The sequence below is a fragment of the Pyramidobacter porci genome, from assembly GCF_009695745.1.
GTDB classification, from domain to species: domain Bacteria; phylum Synergistota; class Synergistia; order Synergistales; family Dethiosulfovibrionaceae; genus Pyramidobacter; species Pyramidobacter porci.
The window spans coordinates 335307-351534 of record NZ_VUNH01000001.1 but is presented as its reverse complement, the minus strand read 5'-3'; the positions used below and the strand labels follow the sequence as shown (position 1 = coordinate 351534).

Below are 16228 nucleotides of genomic sequence, written 5' to 3'. Positions count from 1 at the left end.
AATGTCCGCTGCATCCCGGCGTTCGTTTGTGGAGCCGGAAAGCTTATTTGACGTTCAGAGGCAAATACTGCGTACGGCCGTATCTGCGGATCAGCAAGGGAACGCGGTTTCTCTTGGTGGAACCGATGACCTTGAACAGGTCGCCGGAGTTGTTCACTTCACGGCCGCCGGCCTGGAGGATAATGTCGCCGCGGCGCAGGCCGGAACGAGCCGCCAGGGATTTTTCTTCCACTTCGGTGACGACCAGGCCGCTGTCGCGCTCCGAGAGCTTCAGCTCTTTGCGCAGTTCCGGAGTGATCGTTGCCACGGTGAATCCGATTTTCTCCGCCGTGCTGGCGTCGGCGACCGTGGTGTCCACTTCCGCAAGCGTCAGCGAGAAGTTCATGGTTTTGCCGTTGCGGAGCACTTCGAGATTGATTTTGTCGCCCGCCATGTGCTGGCGCACCGAAGTGCTCAGTTTGACGCTGTCTTCTACCTCTTTGCCGTCGAGCTTGACGATGACGTCGCCGCGCTTCAGGCCGGCCTTTTCGGCGGGAGAGTCGGGGATCACGTCGGCGATCAGAGCGCCCTTGGTGTTCTTCAGCTCGAAAGCCGAAGCGATGTCTTCGGTGATAGGCTGCAGGTAGACGCCCATCTGGCCGCGGCGGACTTTGCCGTAGGAGACGATGTCGTTCATCACCTGCTTGGCCATGTTGATGGGAATCGCGAAGCCGATCCCCTGGGCCGAGGGGATAATGGCCGTGTTGATGCCGATCACCCGCCCCTGCATGTCAAGCAGAGGGCCGCCGCTGTTGCCGGGGTTGATCGAGGCGTCGGTCTGCAGGAAGCCGTCGAAGTTAAAATTCTGCAAGTGAATGCTGCGGTTGCGCGCCGAAAGGACGCCCACGGTGACGGTGGGCTCCAGCCCCAGCCCCAGCGTGTTGCCGATGGCGACCATGGTTTCGCCGACGCGGATCTTGTCGCTGTCGCCCAGCTCGAGCGTGGGAAGGTCTTTGCCGTCCACCTTGATCACGGCGATGTCGAACGTCGGATCGCGTCCGATCACCGAGGCTTCCATGGTCTTGCCGTCGAAGAAAGTGACCGTGATCTTGTCGGCGCCGTCAATGACGTGGTTGTTGGTGAGGATGCGCCCGTCCTTGGAGACGACGAAGCCGCTTCCGGCTCCCTTCATGGGAACGCGGCGCGTGTACTCGCGGAACATGTCGCCGAAGAACTCCCTGAAGAAGGGGTCGTTGGGCAGCCCCTGGTTCACCGTGCGCGTGACCGTGCCTTCGACGTCGATATTGACGACCGCGTGACCGACCTTCTCGACCAGATCGGCAACGGGACTGCCGGCAGTCAGCGCTTCAGGCGGCAACGTCCCGGAAAAAGCGGGCACACCGCCCGCGACCATGACACCCAACATGATGCCTATAAAAGATCTTTTCAGTTTTCTCAATTCCATAAAAGTTCACCTCCGCAAAGAATCAGGCAGGACATGACGGTCCCGTCTCAACGATGCACATATTACACGAAAACGACTGTTTGCGCATTGATGTTTTATACAAAACAGGTAAACTTAACTTCATTCTTTGCTCTACGTGAATCAGTTGAGTTCATCCGGAAAACGACGTACGGTAAATCATTGAAAAGCGCCTTCAACCGTTCGGGAATTTACGGTCAGCGTCATACCGTGAAAATTGGTGATATGTTTCAATAAAGTGGATAAATCATCTCAGGTCGAATCATAAGTTCAAGATATCGGGAGTGAAATTGCTGATCCCGTTGCTGTTGTGTTTCTGTCGCTCTTTTGATGTTTCTCTTTCAACTGCCGATTGGGGAGGAAAATAGATTTCAGGGCTTCACAAATGAGAATTTTGTGGTACAATTCCTCGTATGTTCAAGTAAGGGCCGCTAGCTCAGTTGGTCAGAGCACTCGGCTGATAACCGAGAGGTCAGAAGTTCAAATCTTCTGCGGCCCACCATAGTCCGCTCACCACGACGAAAGTCGTGGTTTTTTTTTGCTTTTTTTCGGCCGAAGCAGGACTTTTTACTGCCATTTTGGCGGTATCGGCGGAATCCGCGGGGGAGAGATTTTCACGCTGAGTTAAAATAGGAGAAAACACCAATTTGTGGCGGAGCGTCCGGTTTCTTTTCGCAAAATGGCTTAATTTCTGTTATAGTTAACGCAGTCGGTCGTTTTGTCGGTTTTTCGGCAGGACGGCGAAAGGAGTTGATACCATGTTTACGGCGCGGCTGCCGTCGTTCATGGGCATCTTGCAGTATGGCGTTTGTTCGCGAAAGGCGGACGAACGTAAATGATTCGCATTGATATGCATTTTCACAGTCTCTGCTCTGATGGGAGCGATTCTCCCGAAACGCTGGCGCGCCTTGGCAAAAAACGCGGGCTGGCGGTGATGTCCCTGACCGATCACGATACGATGAAGGGCGTTCCCGCCTTCATGTCGATGTGCCGCAAGTTGGGCATCAGAGCTGTTTCGGGAGTGGAGATCTCCGCAGAATATCCGCGGACGCTGCATATCCTGGGCTATAATTACGATCCTCAGGACGAAGAGTTTCGCGCGGCGCTGGCAAAGATCCAATATTATCGTGAGGAGCGCAACCGTCGGGTTCTTGCCAGGTTGAACGAACTGGGGATCTCCATAACGCTGAAGGACGTTCAGGATGAAGCGGGAAAGGGCGTTATCGGCCGTCCGCATTTTGCCTATGCGCTGATTCGCAAGGGAATCGTCCACGATGTGCCGACGGCCTTCTCGGAGTATTTGGGACGGGAAGGAAAGGCGTACGTTCACAAGGTCAGTTTGTCGCCGGAAGAAACGATCCGCGCGATCCATCGTGCGGGCGGCCTTTCCGTGCTGGCGCATCCGGTGCAGACGTGCCCGGATATCAAGGAACTGCCGGATGTTCTGCGCTGGCTGAAATCGTTTGGACTTTGGGGGCTTGAATGTTATTCAGGCCACCATAGCAGGGAGCAGAGCGAGGCCTACAAAGCGCTGGCGGCAGCGAACGGTCTCGAGGTCACGGCAGGCTCCGATTATCATGGCAGAGGGCGTCCCGGATACCATTTCGGCATCCCGGTTCCTGAAAATCTTTTGCCGTGGGCTCGATTGGGACTCAGGATGTAGAGGTCGCCCGCATGGACATCGACACGGCGCGGCGTTTGCTCGAGCGCATGCTTTCGTGTGCCCAAGCCGGCGGAGCATTGGCGGCGGAATGTGTATGGTGCGGTTACGGCAGCCGCTCGTTTTCGGTCCGCGATGAGGCGCTGGAAAAAAGTCATGCTTCGATTTCCGATTGTCTTGGGCTGCGCATACTGGACCGGGAGCATCGCCAGGGCGTAGCGAGCCTTTATGATATCGACGACCGTGCCGCTGCCGTGCTGTGTGAAAACGCTTTTCGCAATGCGCGGCATGGAGCCGCGGAGGACGACGTCGTCTTTGCGAGGACACAGCCGGCAGTTCCGGCGGTTGATCTGGGCATTTATGATCCCGATTTGGTCGCGTGGGATCCGCGGGAACAGATTGAACTCTGTATGGAAATGAGTCGTCAGGCCCGAGCTTTCGACCGGCGTGTGCGCACGGTGCGCGATGCCAGTATTTTTATCGGCTGGGAAGAATCATTGACGATCAACAGTTACGGCGTTTCCTGTCAAAGTCGTTCCACCGCCGGCGGGATCGGCGTCACACTGCTGGCGGAGGACGGCGGGACCGTCGAGATTGGCGGAGCGAGTCTGGACGGACGTTCTCGGGCGGCGCTCTCTTCCCGGCTGCCGGTCGACGAGGCCGTCGCGCGCACGGTACGCCTGCTGCACGGCGAGCCTTTGCCGACGGGGCGCTATACGCTCATTCTCGAGCCTGAGGTTGTCGCTTCCTTTCTTGAGGGGCTGGCAGAGCTGTTCTTCGCCTCGAATGTCTGCAAGGGGCTCACTCTTCTGGCTGACAAAATGGGGGAACGGGTGGCTTCCCCCGTCGTGACGCTTGTGGACGACGGACGGATGTACGGCGGCATGGGAACGGCCGCCTGCGACGCCGAGTGCGTTGCCACGCAGAGGACGGTTTTGCTTGACCACGGCCGCCTTGTTTCCTGGCTGAGCAATTTGCAATACGGAAAACGTCTCGGAACGATTTCGACGGGGAACGGCAGCCGCGGGCTCTCTTCCTTGCCTGACGTCGATGTGAGCAATCTGTTCGTCGTGCCCGGAGCGCGTTCGGCGGAAGAGCTTGCGGCGGCTTACGACGGCTGCTTCCGTGTCACCGAGCTGATGGGGCTGCATACGGTTGACTCGGTCAGCGGAGATTTTTCGTTGGCGGCGCGCGGGCTGTATCATAAGAACGGCGTTTCCCGCCCCGTCTCCGCGGTGACGATCGCCGGGAATCTGTGCGATTTTCTGAATAAAATTATTGAAGTCGGCGGCGATTTACGGTTCTATGACCGTTTCGGCGGCTGCACAATGGTGGTGGACGATATTGCGGTGGCTGGAAAATAAATGTTTGAACTTCGCGCTTGTCATTTTCCTTTGCCTTCTGGTCGCTCCGAGTGCCGGCGCAAGCACGTGGCAGTGGACCGGCGCCGGAGTATCCGGAAGCGCGGAAGTGAAGGAGTTCCATTCGCTTCGCATGGCGGCGGCGGATCAGATAGCGGCAGGGCTTGGATATCAGATCCGGCAGGAAAAAGAGGAACTGGTCGTACAGGCTCCCGTCGGGCTGCGCTTCGTGCGCGGCGCGGCGGTCGTGTGGATCGGTTACAGCGTCGTCGCCCTGCCGGCCCGGGCGCGCATGGAGGATGGGCACTGGTGGGTTGATGCTGACACGGTACTGAGCGTGTTCTCGCGATTTCTGAAGAGAAATGGGCGAAACGTGGCCTTGCAATGGTCAGGGTCAGGAAAGCGGCAAACGCCTCCAGCGGAGCGGGAATCGGTCGATCGGAAGAAAACGCCCGCCACCGACGCGCCACAGCGGGGGCCGCTCCGACAGGAACAGCAAAAAGCGCAGGATCTTCCCCGGCTGAAGGCGTTGAGATGGGGCGGCGATCATGCCGACGTGCGGGCTGTCATCGATCTTGAAGGCTCTGCGGAACCTTCATATACCATTCGGGACGAAACGCTGACCGTGGTACTTGCGCCGATGAATGCCTCGCAAAGGCGCGCCCTCAAATCCGCGCGTTCCGACATCGCCCTGTCGGTTAAAAGCGATGCCACGGCGCGGCTGGATTTTTCTTTTCCCGGCAGAACGGTCAAAGTCTTCACGTTGAGCGATCCTTATCGCCTTGTCATGGATTTCAAGCTGGGTGACAAAACCTCGCGTCGAAACGAAGCCGAGAAGTTTTCCGCGGGGGACAGAAGTCAGAAGGACGACAAGAAGCTGAGCGCAAAAGACGGAGAGGACAAATCTCGTGAAAAAAAGCCGCCTTCTCCTGCGCTGCGCTCCCGCAAGAGGAAGAAACTCGTCGTTATCGACGCGGGGCACGGCGGCAAGGATCCCGGCGCCATGGCGCACGGGTATCGGGAGAAGGATCTGGCCTTGCAGATTGCCAAGCGGGTGGCGAAAGAACTGCGTTCGCGAGCGGTGACCGTGCGCATGACCCGGGAAGGGGACACGTACCCCACACTGCGGGAGCGCACGCAAATGGCGAACGACTGGAAGGCTGACGTTTTTATCAGCATCCACCTCAACGCCCTGCCCAAAGGGCGCCATTCCAGAGGCGTGGAAATCTATATCATGGCTCTGCCGACCGACAAGGACGCCATGACGCTGGCGAAAATCGAAAACGCCGAAATAGCCGAAGACAGCTCCGGCAAGAAGGGATCGTCGGACAAGAGAACTGAAATGCTGCTGTCGATTTTGGGCAACATGCAGCAAAATGCCAAGATCGACGAAAGTACCGATCTGGCCGAGGAGCTTTTCAAAGCAGGCCAGGAGAGCCGGCTGGACATGAAGAGGGTCGCTCAGGCGCCTTTCTGGGTGTTGCGCGGCGCGGTCATGCCGTCGGTGCTGATCGAGACGGGATTCATCACCGAGCTGTCGGAGGCAAAGCGCCTGGCTCAGCCGGCGTATCAGCAGCGGATGGCGGAATCGATTGCATCAGGTATAATAAATTTCATCAACCGTTAATTCCCGAAAGTTCTTGGGAAAGAGATCCTATCCGAGGAGTGATCGACAGTGAACGATGAAATCTCGCGCCGACCGCGAATGCCCGACCGAGAGGAATATTACCAGCCGCGGCGGCGCGCGCCGCTTTTCCTGCGCGTGCTGGCGCAGCTGAGCGTGATGGTGATCTTTCTGGCGGCAGGTTATTATGGGGCCGATTTGTTTTTGAAGATGCTTGACCGCAGGAACGTGCTCAAACAGGAAAATATCGTTTCCAACACGGAGGACCTCCAGCGTCTCTTGGCGGCCGAGGATTCGAGCGACAACGTCGTGGGGCCGCGCAAAGAGCTTGTGGTATATCCGCTCGGGCGCGACGGTATGGTGAAAGCGGGCATGAAAGTCCTGTCCGAGGTGCAGGAGGACGAGATCATCCAGGCTGTGAATGCGGTCTTCCGGGAATCTTCGGAAAGCTGGGCCAACGTGATCGAAGCGAAACACGTCTATCGCGACGGCATCGCTGTTTATCTCGATCTGCCGCAGGGATTCGCCGCCGGCCTGGGAAAGATGTCCGAAGAGCGCGCCTTGCTGATGCTGACGGGAATCGTGCGCACGGTTGTGGAGAATTTCCTGCCGGTCAAACAGGTTTATTTCCTTCAGGAAGGCCGCTGGGTGCAGAACGTCGGCTCGATTCGCCTTTCCGACCCCTGGGGATTGGAGAACGCGAACGGCTGAACGAAGGATCGGCGCGCAGAAAACACTCGTGCGCGCTGATCTTGTATTTTTCAAAATTGTCGAGGACGGGGGAACACTGTCCATCGCGTATGGAGGCGAAAAGAGATTCATACTTTGACGAGAGAACGGGCCGACGCGCTTCGCCCCGTGACCATGGAACGAAACTGGAACGTTTATGCCGAAGGCTCCTGCGTGATTTCCTGCGGGCGCACCAAAGTGCTCTGCACGGCCACGGTGGAGGACAAAGTGCCGCCCTTTTTGCGCGGGCAGGGTAAGGGCTGGGTGACGGCCGAATATTCGCTGCTGCCGCGTTCGACGGCGGTGCGCGTGCCGCGGGATTCCGCAAAAGGGCGAGTCAACGGACGCAGCCAGGAAATCCAGCGCCTCATCGGCCGTTCGCTGCGCGCCGCCGTAGACCTCGACGCGCTGGGCGAACGCTGCATCACGCTCGACTGCGACGTGATCCAGGCGGACGGCGGCACGCGTACGGCTTCGATCACCGGCGCCTATGTGGCGCTGGTCGACGCGCTGCGCTGGCTGCGCGGACAGGGCGCTTTCGAGAAACTGCCGCTCAAGTCATCGCTGGCGGCCGTCAGCGTCGGAAAGGTGCGGGGGCAGCTGCTGCTGGATCTCTGCTACGAGGAAGACAGCACGGCCGAGGTCGATTTCAACGTCGTCATGAACGGACAGGGCGATTTTATCGAAGTACAGGGAACGGGAGAAGGCGGCGTGTTTTCCCGCGAGGAAATGGCGGCAATGCTCGACCTGGCTTCGTCGGGAATTCACGAACTGATGGCGCTGCAGCGGCGCACGCTGCGGTGGGACGACGCGGAGGCCCGGTAAATGATCGTGATGGACGGCGTTTCGCTTCAAAAACTGGTGATCGCCAGCGGCAATCGCCACAAGTACGAAGAGTTTCGCGCTCTTCTGGCGCCGCTCGGGATCGAGCTGATTTTCGGCGGCGATTACGAGCGTCCGCTGAATGTGGAGGAAACCGGCGCCACTTTCTTGGAAAACGCGGCGCTGAAAGCCTGCGCTTGGGCAAAGCATACGGGGCTGCCCGCCGTCAGCGACGACAGCGGCATCGAAGTGCGCGCGCTGAATTGGCGGCCGGGCATATATTCTTCGCGCGTCGGCGGCGAAGACGACGAAGCCTGCCGGCAATGGCTGATCGCCAACATGGCCGACAAGTCGGACCGTTTCGCCCGCTACGCCGCGGCGCTCGTGCTGGCCTTTCCCGACGGACGCGTTCCCTGGCAGACGCTGGTCTACTGCAACGGCCGCGTGGTTCAGGAAAAACGCGGCGGGAACGGCTTCGGCTACGACCCACTTTTCATTCCCGAAGGATATGACCTGACGTTCGGCCAGCTGCCGGCGGAAACGAAGGCGAAATTGTCGCACCGAGCCAAGGCGTCGCAGGCTTTTATCGAAATGCTGCACGGCCTGAAAAACTGAAAATCAGGCGCACGGACATTCCTCCTGAGGTTGCCCCGCTGGCCGATTTCCCTCTAGCGGGACTTTGTGGTACAATCATCCGGAATTCATCGGGTAAGATGGATACGAACGACTCAGTACAAATTTTCGGAGGTGCACTCCAGTGAAAACTTTTCTTTCCATTGTCCAGATTCTTCTTTGCGTGGTGCTGATGGCCGTGGTCCTGCTTCAGCCGCGCAAACAGGGCCGCGGCGGTATCTTCGGCGGCGCCACGCTGGCCGATCCGACGGCCAATCAGTGGGCGCGCTTCTCCGGCCTGTCCAAGATCACCGTGATTGTCTGCGCTCTGTTCATGCTCAACTCTCTTGCTCTGATCATTCTCTAATGCGAAAGAGGCCCGCGATCAATGTCAACTGCAAGCATCGAAACTCTGAAAGACGTCGCGTCGGTAGAAGTTTCCCCTGACCGTCTGCCCAGCGCGACGCACGAGGAAATCCTCAACGGTCTGACCACGGACATCTATTTCATCAGGACCCGCGATCTGCTTGACCATATGGGCCTTCTGAACGCTCCCGTCGTGGCGGAGGTCTTCGCCCGCCGCAGCGGCATTTTCGCCGGCGTGGAGGAGACGGCCCGCCTTCTTCGCGGGAAAAACGTCCGCATCGACGCTGTTCCCGAGGGCACTCCCTTCAAGCCGAAAGACACGCTGATGCGCCTGACCGGGCCGTACGGCGCCTTTGGCATGTACGAGACCACGCTGCTGGGCATGCTGGCGTCCTCGACCGGCTGGGCGACGGCGGCCCGCGAGTGCGTCGAAGCCGCGGCCGGCAAGCCCGTGCTCTGTTTCGGTGCCCGGCACGTCCATCCCGCAGTCGCCCCCGTGATGGAGCGTATCGCCGTGAAAGTCGGCGGCTGCGCCGGGGCGAGCTGTATCCTCGGCGCCAAACTGCTGGGACAGAACCCTTCCGGAACCATTCCCCATGCCGCGATCCTGATGGCCGGCGACACGCTCAAGCTGGCCAAAGTGTACGACGAGATCACGCCGGCCGGCGAAACGCGCGTCGTACTCGTCGATACGTTCAAGGACGAGAGCGAAGAAGCGCTCCGCGTTGCCCAGGCGCTCGGGGCGCATCTGGGCGCCATTCGTCTGGACACGCCCAGCGAGCGCGGCGGCGTCGGGCCCGAATTGATTCGCGAAGTTCGCTATCGCCTCGACATGGCCGGGTTTAAACACGTCAAGATCGTCGCGACCGGCGGCTTGACGCCCGAGCGGATCCGCGTCCTTTCCGAGGCCGGAGCCGACACTTTCGGCGTGGGCAGCTACATCTGCCACGGCGCTCAGATCGACATGACGCTCGATCTCAAAGAAGTTGACGGAAAACCGGTGGCAAAACGAGGCAGATTGCCCGGACCACTGGACAATCCGCTGCTGGTGAGAGTATAATATTCAATTGTGAGAAACGCGCCTCCTCGTTCGAGCTCTGGTAGAGTTGTCACACACTTCCCTACGGCCTCTGATCGATGAAGTGACGGTTGCGCTCCAAACACTGGATCCCTTGGGTTCCCCAGAGCCCGGCGGTCCGATCTCATGCAGTACTTCAAAACAAGAACGTAAAAGGAGAGTGTTTCGAATGACCGGCAACCGGACATTCATGGCTCGTAAAGAGACCGTTCAGCGGAACTGGTTCCTGATCGACGCCACCGACGTTCCCGCGGGGCGTCTGGCTTCGCGCGTCGCTCTGATCCTCACGGGCAAGAACAAGCCCATTTATACGCCTCACGTCGATACGGGGGACTTTGTCGTCGTCATCAACGCCGACAAGGTCGGCCTGACCGGCAACAAATTGGAGACTTCGAAGATCCATTCTTACAGCGGCTATCCCGGCGGATTCAAGGAAATGACTTACGGCGAGGCGATGAAGCGCAGCTCCGTGCGCTTGCTTGAGCGCATCATCAAGGGCATGCTTCCCAAACACAATCACCTGAACTTCGGGCGCAAGCTGAAAGTCTATGCCGGCGCCAATCATCCTCACGCGGCCCAGAAGCCCGTGACGATCACTCTGTAAAGTAAGGAGGAGATTCGATGGCTACTTCTTATTACTGGGGTACGGGACGCCGCAAGAACGCGGTCGCCCGCGTCCATATCGCTGCCGGCGAAGGCAAGTTCCTGGTCAACGGCCGCGAGACCGCCGAGTACTTCCCTCGCCACAACTGGCTGAGCGGCGCTCTGTCTCCTTTGGTCGTGACGGGGCTCGAGGGCAAAGTGGACGTGTTCGTCAACGCCCAGGGCGGCGGCCTCACCGGCCAGTCGGGCGCGATCAGCCTCGGCTTGGCCCGCGCGCTTCTGAAGATGAACCCCGATCTTCGTCCCGTGCTGAAAAAGGCGGGGCTTCTGACTCGCGATCCCCGCATGGTCGAACGCAAAAAGTTCGGCCAGAAAGGCGCCCGCGCGAAGTTCCAGTTCAGCAAGCGTTAATCCTTTTTCGACAGAAAGGCAGTTCGGCACATTCGCGCCGAGCTGCTTTTTTTTTCGTGTTTGCCCCTTGACGCGGGAAGCGTGAAGAGTATAATTTCCACATTCTTGATAAATTCCTCGATAGCTCAGTTGGCAGAGCGGGTGACTGTTAATCACTAGGTCGCAGGTTCAAGTCCTGCTCGAGGAGCCAAAAAAATCGAAGGCCCTGGCGTTTTATGCGTCAGGGCCTTTTCGTATGCGGATCTTTCGGCGCGAAAAATCTTTTACAGCAGCGATTCCCAGTCGAGGGTGAGCGAGCCGTCTTCTTTGACCACGCAGGGAACGCCGACGAAGTGCTCTTGGCGCGCGTCGGCGAAGACCTTTTCCGTGTCGCGCAGCTTGAGAAACTCTTTCAGCGTTTTGATGTCGGCGTCGATGTTGCGGAATTCGACGGCGATGCCGCGCGCTTTGTACTCGCGCAGCGCGTCGACGGTGTCGGGACAGTTCATGGTGCCATAGACGGTGACTTTCATGAAAATCTCCTCCTTGAAATGAATGGATGCGCTTCAACGAAAACGGCGCTCTAGCGGACCGGCGAGAAGAGTTCGAGCTGCTTCTCGCCGGATTTTTCGAGTGCTTTCTGAACGAGGCGTTTCAGTCCGGCCGGCATGGGCAAACCGATCAGTTTGTCCGTGGAAAGCTCGTCGCACCCGGCCGGCGGCTGCGGCATGCGGCAGCTCCACAAATGAAGGCGAACCTGCCAGCGCGTGAACTTCAAAGTCTCTTCCAACTTGAGATCTGTACACGGGCAGGAAAGCCGCAGTTCGGCGGCCAGCCGGGAAAGGCAGCTGAACGCGCTTTCTTTTTCTTCGCCGCGCAGCCACGGGATCTCGCAAAAACCGGACCACAGTCCGCCGATGGGGCGCTTGCGCACGGCGCAGCCTTGGGGAAGGGAGATCAGCAGAGCGGCGCCGTTCCGGCGCTCGACGACGTTTTTGCGCGGACCCGCGGGGCGCTGCCCCTGTGTGCCGGCCGCTTTGGCGGCGCACAGGCGGCTGACAGGGCATTGGGGGCATCGGCAGGTCGCCCCGGGCGTGCAGACGGTCGCGCCCAGTTCCATGAACGCCTGCGTCAAAATATGCGGCGAGCCCAGCTTCAAAATCGCCGCGGCGTGGGCGGCGATCAGCGCCGTGCCTTTGGCCTTGGCGGGGTCGTCCGGCATGTCCAGCAGTCTCGAAAAAACGCGCCTGACGTTGCCGTCGATAGCCGGAACCGGCAGGTCGAAGGCGATCGAGCAGACGGCGCCGACGGTGTACGGTCCCAGTCCGGGGAGCGAGCGCAGGAACTCCCAGTCGGGGGGCAGCGTCGTCAGGCCGGCGTCGCGGACGAGCCGCGCGGCTTTGCGGAGGCTGCGGGCGCGGCTGTAATAACCCAGTCCCTGCCAGCAGGCCAGAACGTCGTCTTCACTCGCCGAAGCGAGCGACGTCAGCGTGGGGAAGCGCTCCATCCAGCGCGCGTAAAAGCTTTTCACCCGTTCCACCTGAGTCTGCTGGAGCATGGCTTCGGAGACGAGGATGCGGTAGGGATCGCGGTCGAGGCGCCAGGGCAGGTCGCGCTTGTGGGAATTATACCATACAGTCAGCGCTTCGGCGGCTTCGATGTGAAACTTTTCGGCGTTCATCGGCGGGGCGCATTCCGCGGAGCGGCTGCGGCGTTGCCTTGCGGAGAAAAAAGTCGGCAGGCGGTGAAATGACGTTTGAGCACGTGAATGACCTCTGACAGTTCTGGAATGAAAGCGAAGCACCGCTATTATATCAGCCTCCGCGTTTCGGAGAACAATAATTTGCGACAAAACGTGCCGACGCCGCCATTTTTTTGCCGCCGTGTAGTAGAATAGGTAAGTTGGGAGGTGGACTGATGCATGAGTTCTCGCTGGTGAAGGCGGTCATCGAATCCGTCGAGTCTCTGGCGGAGGAAAACGGCTGGAAGAGGATAGAAAAAGTGACGCTGCGCATCGGCGCCATGCGTCAGGTCGTGCCGGAAATCATGAAATTTGCCTTTGCGGCGGCGTCCCGGGATTCGCGGCTGCAGGGCGCGGAATTGGATATCGAGCCGGTTCCGATCCGCGTCTGCTGTCCGCGCTGCGGCCGCAAGTGGGGCGAAGAGCGCATGAGCGTGCTGTGCCCCTTCTGCGGTTCGCCCGACGCGCAGATGGAGCAGGGCATGGAACTGAATATTGATTCGATCGAGGTGGAAGACGATGACGCGAAAAAAAGTTGACGTACAGCAGGCCGTCATGGCGGCGGATCTTGGCTATGCGCAGAAAATCAGGGACCTTCTCGCGGAAAAGGGGATCCTGATGGTCAATCTGATCGGTTCTCCCGGCTCCGGCAAAACGATGCTGCTGGAGCGGACGCTGACCGGTCTCGATCTGAAGTGCGCGGTGATCGAAGGCGACGTGGCCACCGACCGCGACGCGCAGCGGATCCGAGCGACCGGCACGCCCAGCGTGCAGATCAACACGAACGGCGGCTGCCATCTGGAAGCGAACTGGGTGGCCGGCACGCTGGAACAGCTGCCGCTTGACGAACTCGACCTGATCTTCGTGGAGAACGTTGGCAACCTGGTCTGTCCCGCCGAGTTCGATATCGGCGAAGACTGCAAGGTAGCCGTCTCCAGCCTGCCCGAAGGTTCCGACAAGCCGCTCAAGTACCCGCTGCTTTTCTCCGAAGCGGCTGCCGTGGTGCTGACGAAAATCGATCTGAAACCGTACGTCGATTTCGACGAAACGCTTTACTGGGACGACGTCACGCGGCTCAACCCCAAGGCGCGCCGCCTGCGCCTGTCCAGCCTCAGCGGCGAAGGCCTGGAGTTCTGGATGAAGATGCTGTACGACTGGCGCGAGGCGAAGAAGGCTTCCCGAAGACCGTGACCGGACGGCGGAGAACGCATGAGGAAGACAGATGACTGATCCCGAAAAACTGCTGAAGGGCCTGAACGAGGCTCAGCGCGAAGCCGTGACCTTCACGGGAGCGCCGCAGCTCGTGCTGGCCGGGGCGGGAAGCGGCAAGACCCGCGTGCTGACGAGCAAGATCGCCTGGCTGATCGCCGCGCAGGACGTCAAACCGTGGCGCGTGCTGGCGGTGACCTTTACCAACAAGGCAGCGCGGGAAATGAGCGAACGCGTCGAGAGACTGCTGGGCGGTTCGCTGGGCGGCGCGCAGATCTGCACGTTTCACTCGTACGGGTTGAACCTGCTTTTCCGCAACCGCGAACTGCTGCGCGACCGCGGATACAATCCCAGCTTCGTGATCTACGACCGTTCCGATTCCCTGACGGCCGTCAAGCACGTCATGCAGGAACTGAACGTCGACACGGAGAAATTCGCGCCCTCGTGGGCGCTGAACAAGATCTCGGAGATCAAATCTTCCGCCGACCCCGCTTCGGTGCAGTTCACCGCTTACGACAACTTCATGGGCGACGTATACGAAAAATACTCGCAGGCGCTCAGGGAGCAGGGCGCGTTCGATTTCGACGACCTGATCGCGGTGCCTCTGGCCCTGCTGAAAAGCGATGCTGAACTGCTTGCGCGCGAGCGGGAGCGCCTGCAGTGGCTGCTCGTCGATGAGTATCAGGACGTCAACGGCTCGCAGTATCAGATGATGAGGCTGCTCGTCGGCGGTTCGAACAACCTGATGGTCGTGGGCGACCCCGACCAGTCCATCTACGGCTGGCGCGGCGCGAATTACGCCACGATCATGAACTTCGAGCGCGATTTTCCTAACGCCAAGGTGACGCTGCTGGAGCGGAACTACCGCTCCACCGCCATGATCCTCGACGCCTCGAACCAGCTGATCCGGCACAACAAGAACCGCCGCGAGAAAAACCTGCGCACGGACCGGGAAGAAGGGCAGAAAGTCAGCGTCTGGTATCTGCGCGACGAAAAAGCGGAGGCCGAAGCGCTGGCGCGCGAGATCGTCAACCTCACCGCGGCGTATCATTACGGCGACATCGCCGTCCTTTACCGCATGAACGCCCTCAGCCGCGCGCTCGAACAGGCCCTGATCGAGGCCGGCATCCCGTACCGCATCGTGCGCGGCACCAGTTTCTACGACCGCAAGGAAGTCCGCGACGTCGTCGCCTTCATGCGCCTGGCCGTCAACCCGTGGGATCTCGTGGCCCTGAACCGCGTCGGCAACCTGCCGGCCCGCGCCCTCGGGCCGAAGAGCCTCGAGAAGCTGAGCGCCTGGATGCGGGAAAACGCCAAAGGCGCTGCGGAAGACGTGTGGGGGACCGTGAAAGTGAAAAAAGGCGGCCTGGCCGGCAAGGCCGCCGAGGGCGCCGCGCAGCTGGCCGGCCACATGCTGACGCTGCTGGAACGTCAGCACAGCCTGCCGCTGGCGCTCGAGTGGATCCTGAACGGCGTTGGCTACGAGAATCTGCTGATGAAAGCCGAGCCTGCCGATTGGGAAGAACGCGTGGAAAACGTGCGCGAGCTGCTCTCCATCGCGCCGGAAGGAGAAAATCTCGCCGAGGTGTTGGATCAGATCTCGCTCTACACCGACATGGACACGCAGAACGAAGCGCGCGACGCCGTCAACCTGTCGTCGCTTCACGCCGCCAAGGGGCTCGAATTCCCCGTGGTCTTCATGACCGGCATGGAGGAGGGGATCTTTCCCCACAGCCGCAGCTCCGACAGCCCGGAAGAGCTGGAAGAGGAGCGCCGTCTCTGCTACGTCGGTATGACGCGCGCCGAGGAAAGGCTCTACATGAGCGGCGCGCGTCAGCGCCGTCTGTTCGGGGCCGTGCTGCGGGAAGGCTTCTCGCGCTTTTTGGCGGAACTTCCCGACGAATGTACGGAAGTTTTCGAGCAGAAGGAGGAGCCCGAACGCTATGGCTACGGTCGTAATCGCCCTTACCGGCGAGCCGGGCGCTGGTAAATCCACGGCAGCGCAGTGGTTTCGCGTTCACGGCGCGGCGCTGCTGGACGCGGACGGGATCGTCCGCGGGCTCTGGGACGGCGGCGAGCTTCCCCAGAAGGCGCGCGCCCGCTGGGGAGAATCGGTGTTCGGCGCCGACGGGAAGATCGACAGAAAAGCCGTCTCGGCGCGGGTCTTCGCCGACGAAAAGGAATACCGCTGGCTCTGCCGCGCCACCCATCCCGTCGTTTTGGCCAGGATGAAGGCGGCTCTGCCGGAAGAAGGCATCGTCGTGGCCGAGATCCCCATGCTGTTCGAGGCGGGACGCCCCGACTGGGTGGACAAAGTGCTGTTCATGGCCGCGCCCCCGCGTCTCCGCGCGGAGCGCAACCGCTTCCGCGGGCTCGACGAGACCGAGCTAGCGCGGCGGGAACGGTTCTTTATGGACCGCGGGCGGCGCATGGCGCTGTCCGACTGGGTGGTCTGCAACGACGGTTCCGTGGAGAATCTGGAAGCGCAATTGGAAAAAATCTGGCGGGAAATCCAGGCTCTGCGATCCCGCCGCGAAGCACAAACTGACTGTTGAAAAGGTGAATCCGCAT

At 60.0% G+C, this 16228-nt stretch carries 17 protein-coding genes and 2 tRNA genes; 16 read left to right on the top strand and 3 right to left on the bottom strand.

Annotated features, from left to right (window positions below; genetic code table 11):
- Positions 1-43 precede the first annotated feature (43 nt).
- Positions 44-1444, bottom strand: a complete 1401-nt coding sequence (locus FYJ74_RS01615) for a DegQ family serine endoprotease (protein WP_154527869.1) — start codon at positions 1442-1444, stop codon at positions 44-46.
- A gap of 443 nt (positions 1445-1887) precedes the next feature.
- Here FYJ74_RS01615 and FYJ74_RS01610 point away from each other — a divergent pair.
- The 12 genes from FYJ74_RS01610 to FYJ74_RS01555 all read left to right on the top strand — a co-directional run bounded on the left by FYJ74_RS01610 (position 1888) and on the right by FYJ74_RS01555 (position 10918).
- Positions 1888-1964, top strand: a tRNA-Ile gene (locus FYJ74_RS01610).
- Between the two features lie 333 nt (positions 1965-2297).
- Positions 2298-3125, top strand: a complete 828-nt coding sequence (locus FYJ74_RS01605) for a PHP domain-containing protein (protein WP_154527868.1) — start codon at positions 2298-2300, stop codon at positions 3123-3125.
- Positions 3126-3136: 11 nt separating this feature from the next.
- Positions 3137-4486 (top strand): TldD/PmbA family protein, encoded by a 1350-nt coding sequence (locus FYJ74_RS01600; protein WP_154527867.1) that lies wholly within the window; start codon positions 3137-3139, stop codon positions 4484-4486.
- Positions 4487-4490: 4 nt separating this feature from the next.
- The gene (locus FYJ74_RS01595; protein ID WP_229769280.1) at positions 4491-6110 is read left to right on the top strand and encodes an N-acetylmuramoyl-L-alanine amidase family protein; all 1620 of its coding nucleotides are present in this window, start codon (positions 4491-4493) and stop codon (positions 6108-6110) included.
- A gap of 48 nt (positions 6111-6158) precedes the next feature.
- Positions 6159-6818, top strand: coding sequence for a hypothetical protein (locus tag FYJ74_RS01590; RefSeq protein ID WP_154527865.1), 660 nt, complete (start codon positions 6159-6161; stop codon positions 6816-6818).
- 114 nt (positions 6819-6932) lie between these two features.
- Complete coding sequence (rph, locus tag FYJ74_RS01585; protein WP_154527864.1) at positions 6933-7661, top strand: ribonuclease PH; 729 nt, start codon at positions 6933-6935, stop codon at positions 7659-7661.
- On the top strand, positions 7662-8273 hold the full coding sequence (gene rdgB, locus FYJ74_RS01580; RefSeq protein ID WP_154527863.1) for an RdgB/HAM1 family non-canonical purine NTP pyrophosphatase: 612 nt from the start codon (positions 7662-7664) through the stop codon (positions 8271-8273).
- Between the two features lie 142 nt (positions 8274-8415).
- Positions 8416-8637 (top strand): preprotein translocase subunit SecG, encoded by a 222-nt coding sequence (secG, locus tag FYJ74_RS01575; protein WP_078016248.1) that lies wholly within the window; start codon positions 8416-8418, stop codon positions 8635-8637.
- 21 nt (positions 8638-8658) lie between these two features.
- Positions 8659-9696, top strand: a complete 1038-nt coding sequence (locus tag FYJ74_RS01570; RefSeq protein ID WP_154527862.1) for a nicotinate phosphoribosyltransferase — start codon at positions 8659-8661, stop codon at positions 9694-9696.
- A 187-nt stretch (positions 9697-9883) separates the two neighbouring features.
- A complete protein-coding gene (gene rplM / locus FYJ74_RS01565; RefSeq protein ID WP_154527861.1) occupies positions 9884-10318 on the top strand; it encodes a 50S ribosomal protein L13 in 435 nt (144 codons plus the stop codon).
- 17 nt (positions 10319-10335) lie between these two features.
- Entirely contained in the window at positions 10336-10728 is a 393-nt protein-coding gene (gene rpsI, locus FYJ74_RS01560) for a 30S ribosomal protein S9 (protein WP_154527860.1), read from the top strand.
- A gap of 114 nt (positions 10729-10842) precedes the next feature.
- Positions 10843-10918 (top strand) — tRNA-Asn (locus FYJ74_RS01555).
- 73 nt (positions 10919-10991) lie between these two features.
- On the opposite strand, the gene FYJ74_RS01550 is transcribed toward FYJ74_RS01555, so the two are convergent.
- Both FYJ74_RS01550 and FYJ74_RS01545 read right to left on the bottom strand, forming a co-directional pair.
- The gene (locus FYJ74_RS01550; protein ID WP_154527859.1) at positions 10992-11240 is read right to left on the bottom strand and encodes a glutaredoxin; all 249 of its coding nucleotides are present in this window, start codon (positions 11238-11240) and stop codon (positions 10992-10994) included.
- A gap of 50 nt (positions 11241-11290) precedes the next feature.
- A complete protein-coding gene (locus FYJ74_RS01545; RefSeq protein ID WP_154527858.1) occupies positions 11291-12388 on the bottom strand; it encodes an A/G-specific adenine glycosylase in 1098 nt (365 codons plus the stop codon).
- Positions 12389-12624: 236 nt separating this feature from the next.
- Between FYJ74_RS01545 and hypA the strand changes: the two genes are divergently transcribed.
- The 4 genes from hypA to coaE are packed head-to-tail and all read left to right on the top strand — an operon-like array spanning position 12625 to position 16212.
- Positions 12625-12987 (top strand): hydrogenase maturation nickel metallochaperone HypA, encoded by a 363-nt coding sequence (hypA, locus tag FYJ74_RS01540; RefSeq protein ID WP_154527857.1) that lies wholly within the window; start codon positions 12625-12627, stop codon positions 12985-12987.
- A complete protein-coding gene (gene hypB / locus FYJ74_RS01535) occupies positions 12968-13639 on the top strand; it encodes a hydrogenase nickel incorporation protein HypB (RefSeq protein WP_195838759.1) in 672 nt (223 codons plus the stop codon). Before hypA ends, hypB begins: the two co-directional genes overlap by 20 nt.
- A gap of 31 nt (positions 13640-13670) precedes the next feature.
- A complete protein-coding gene (locus FYJ74_RS01530; protein ID WP_154527855.1) occupies positions 13671-15647 on the top strand; it encodes an ATP-dependent helicase in 1977 nt (658 codons plus the stop codon).
- A complete protein-coding gene (gene coaE, locus FYJ74_RS01525; RefSeq protein WP_154527854.1) occupies positions 15601-16212 on the top strand; it encodes a dephospho-CoA kinase in 612 nt (203 codons plus the stop codon). Before FYJ74_RS01530 ends, coaE begins: the two co-directional genes overlap by 47 nt.
- The last annotated feature ends 16 nt before the right edge of the window (positions 16213-16228 follow it).

Coding starts and splice junctions, on each gene's coding strand:
- FYJ74_RS01615 (WP_154527869.1), bottom strand. CDS start 1,444: ATGGAATTGAGAAAACTGAAAAGATCTTTTATAGGCATCATGTTGGGT.
- FYJ74_RS01605 (WP_154527868.1), top strand. CDS start 2,298: ATGATTCGCATTGATATGCATTTTCACAGTCTCTGCTCTGATGGGAGC.
- FYJ74_RS01600 (WP_154527867.1), top strand. CDS start 3,137: ATGGACATCGACACGGCGCGGCGTTTGCTCGAGCGCATGCTTTCGTGT.
- rdgB (WP_154527863.1), top strand. CDS start 7,662: ATGATCGTGATGGACGGCGTTTCGCTTCAAAAACTGGTGATCGCCAGC.
- FYJ74_RS01570 (WP_154527862.1), top strand. CDS start 8,659: ATGTCAACTGCAAGCATCGAAACTCTGAAAGACGTCGCGTCGGTAGAA.
- rplM (WP_154527861.1), top strand. CDS start 9,884: ATGACCGGCAACCGGACATTCATGGCTCGTAAAGAGACCGTTCAGCGG.
- rpsI (WP_154527860.1), top strand. CDS start 10,336: ATGGCTACTTCTTATTACTGGGGTACGGGACGCCGCAAGAACGCGGTC.
- FYJ74_RS01550 (WP_154527859.1), bottom strand. CDS start 11,240: ATGAAAGTCACCGTCTATGGCACCATGAACTGTCCCGACACCGTCGAC.
- FYJ74_RS01545 (WP_154527858.1), bottom strand. CDS start 12,388: ATGAACGCCGAAAAGTTTCACATCGAAGCCGCCGAAGCGCTGACTGTA.
- hypA (WP_154527857.1), top strand. CDS start 12,625: ATGCATGAGTTCTCGCTGGTGAAGGCGGTCATCGAATCCGTCGAGTCT.
- hypB (WP_195838759.1), top strand. CDS start 12,968: ATGACGCGAAAAAAAGTTGACGTACAGCAGGCCGTCATGGCGGCGGAT.
- FYJ74_RS01530 (WP_154527855.1), top strand. CDS start 13,671: ATGACTGATCCCGAAAAACTGCTGAAGGGCCTGAACGAGGCTCAGCGC.
- coaE (WP_154527854.1), top strand. CDS start 15,601: ATGGCTACGGTCGTAATCGCCCTTACCGGCGAGCCGGGCGCTGGTAAA.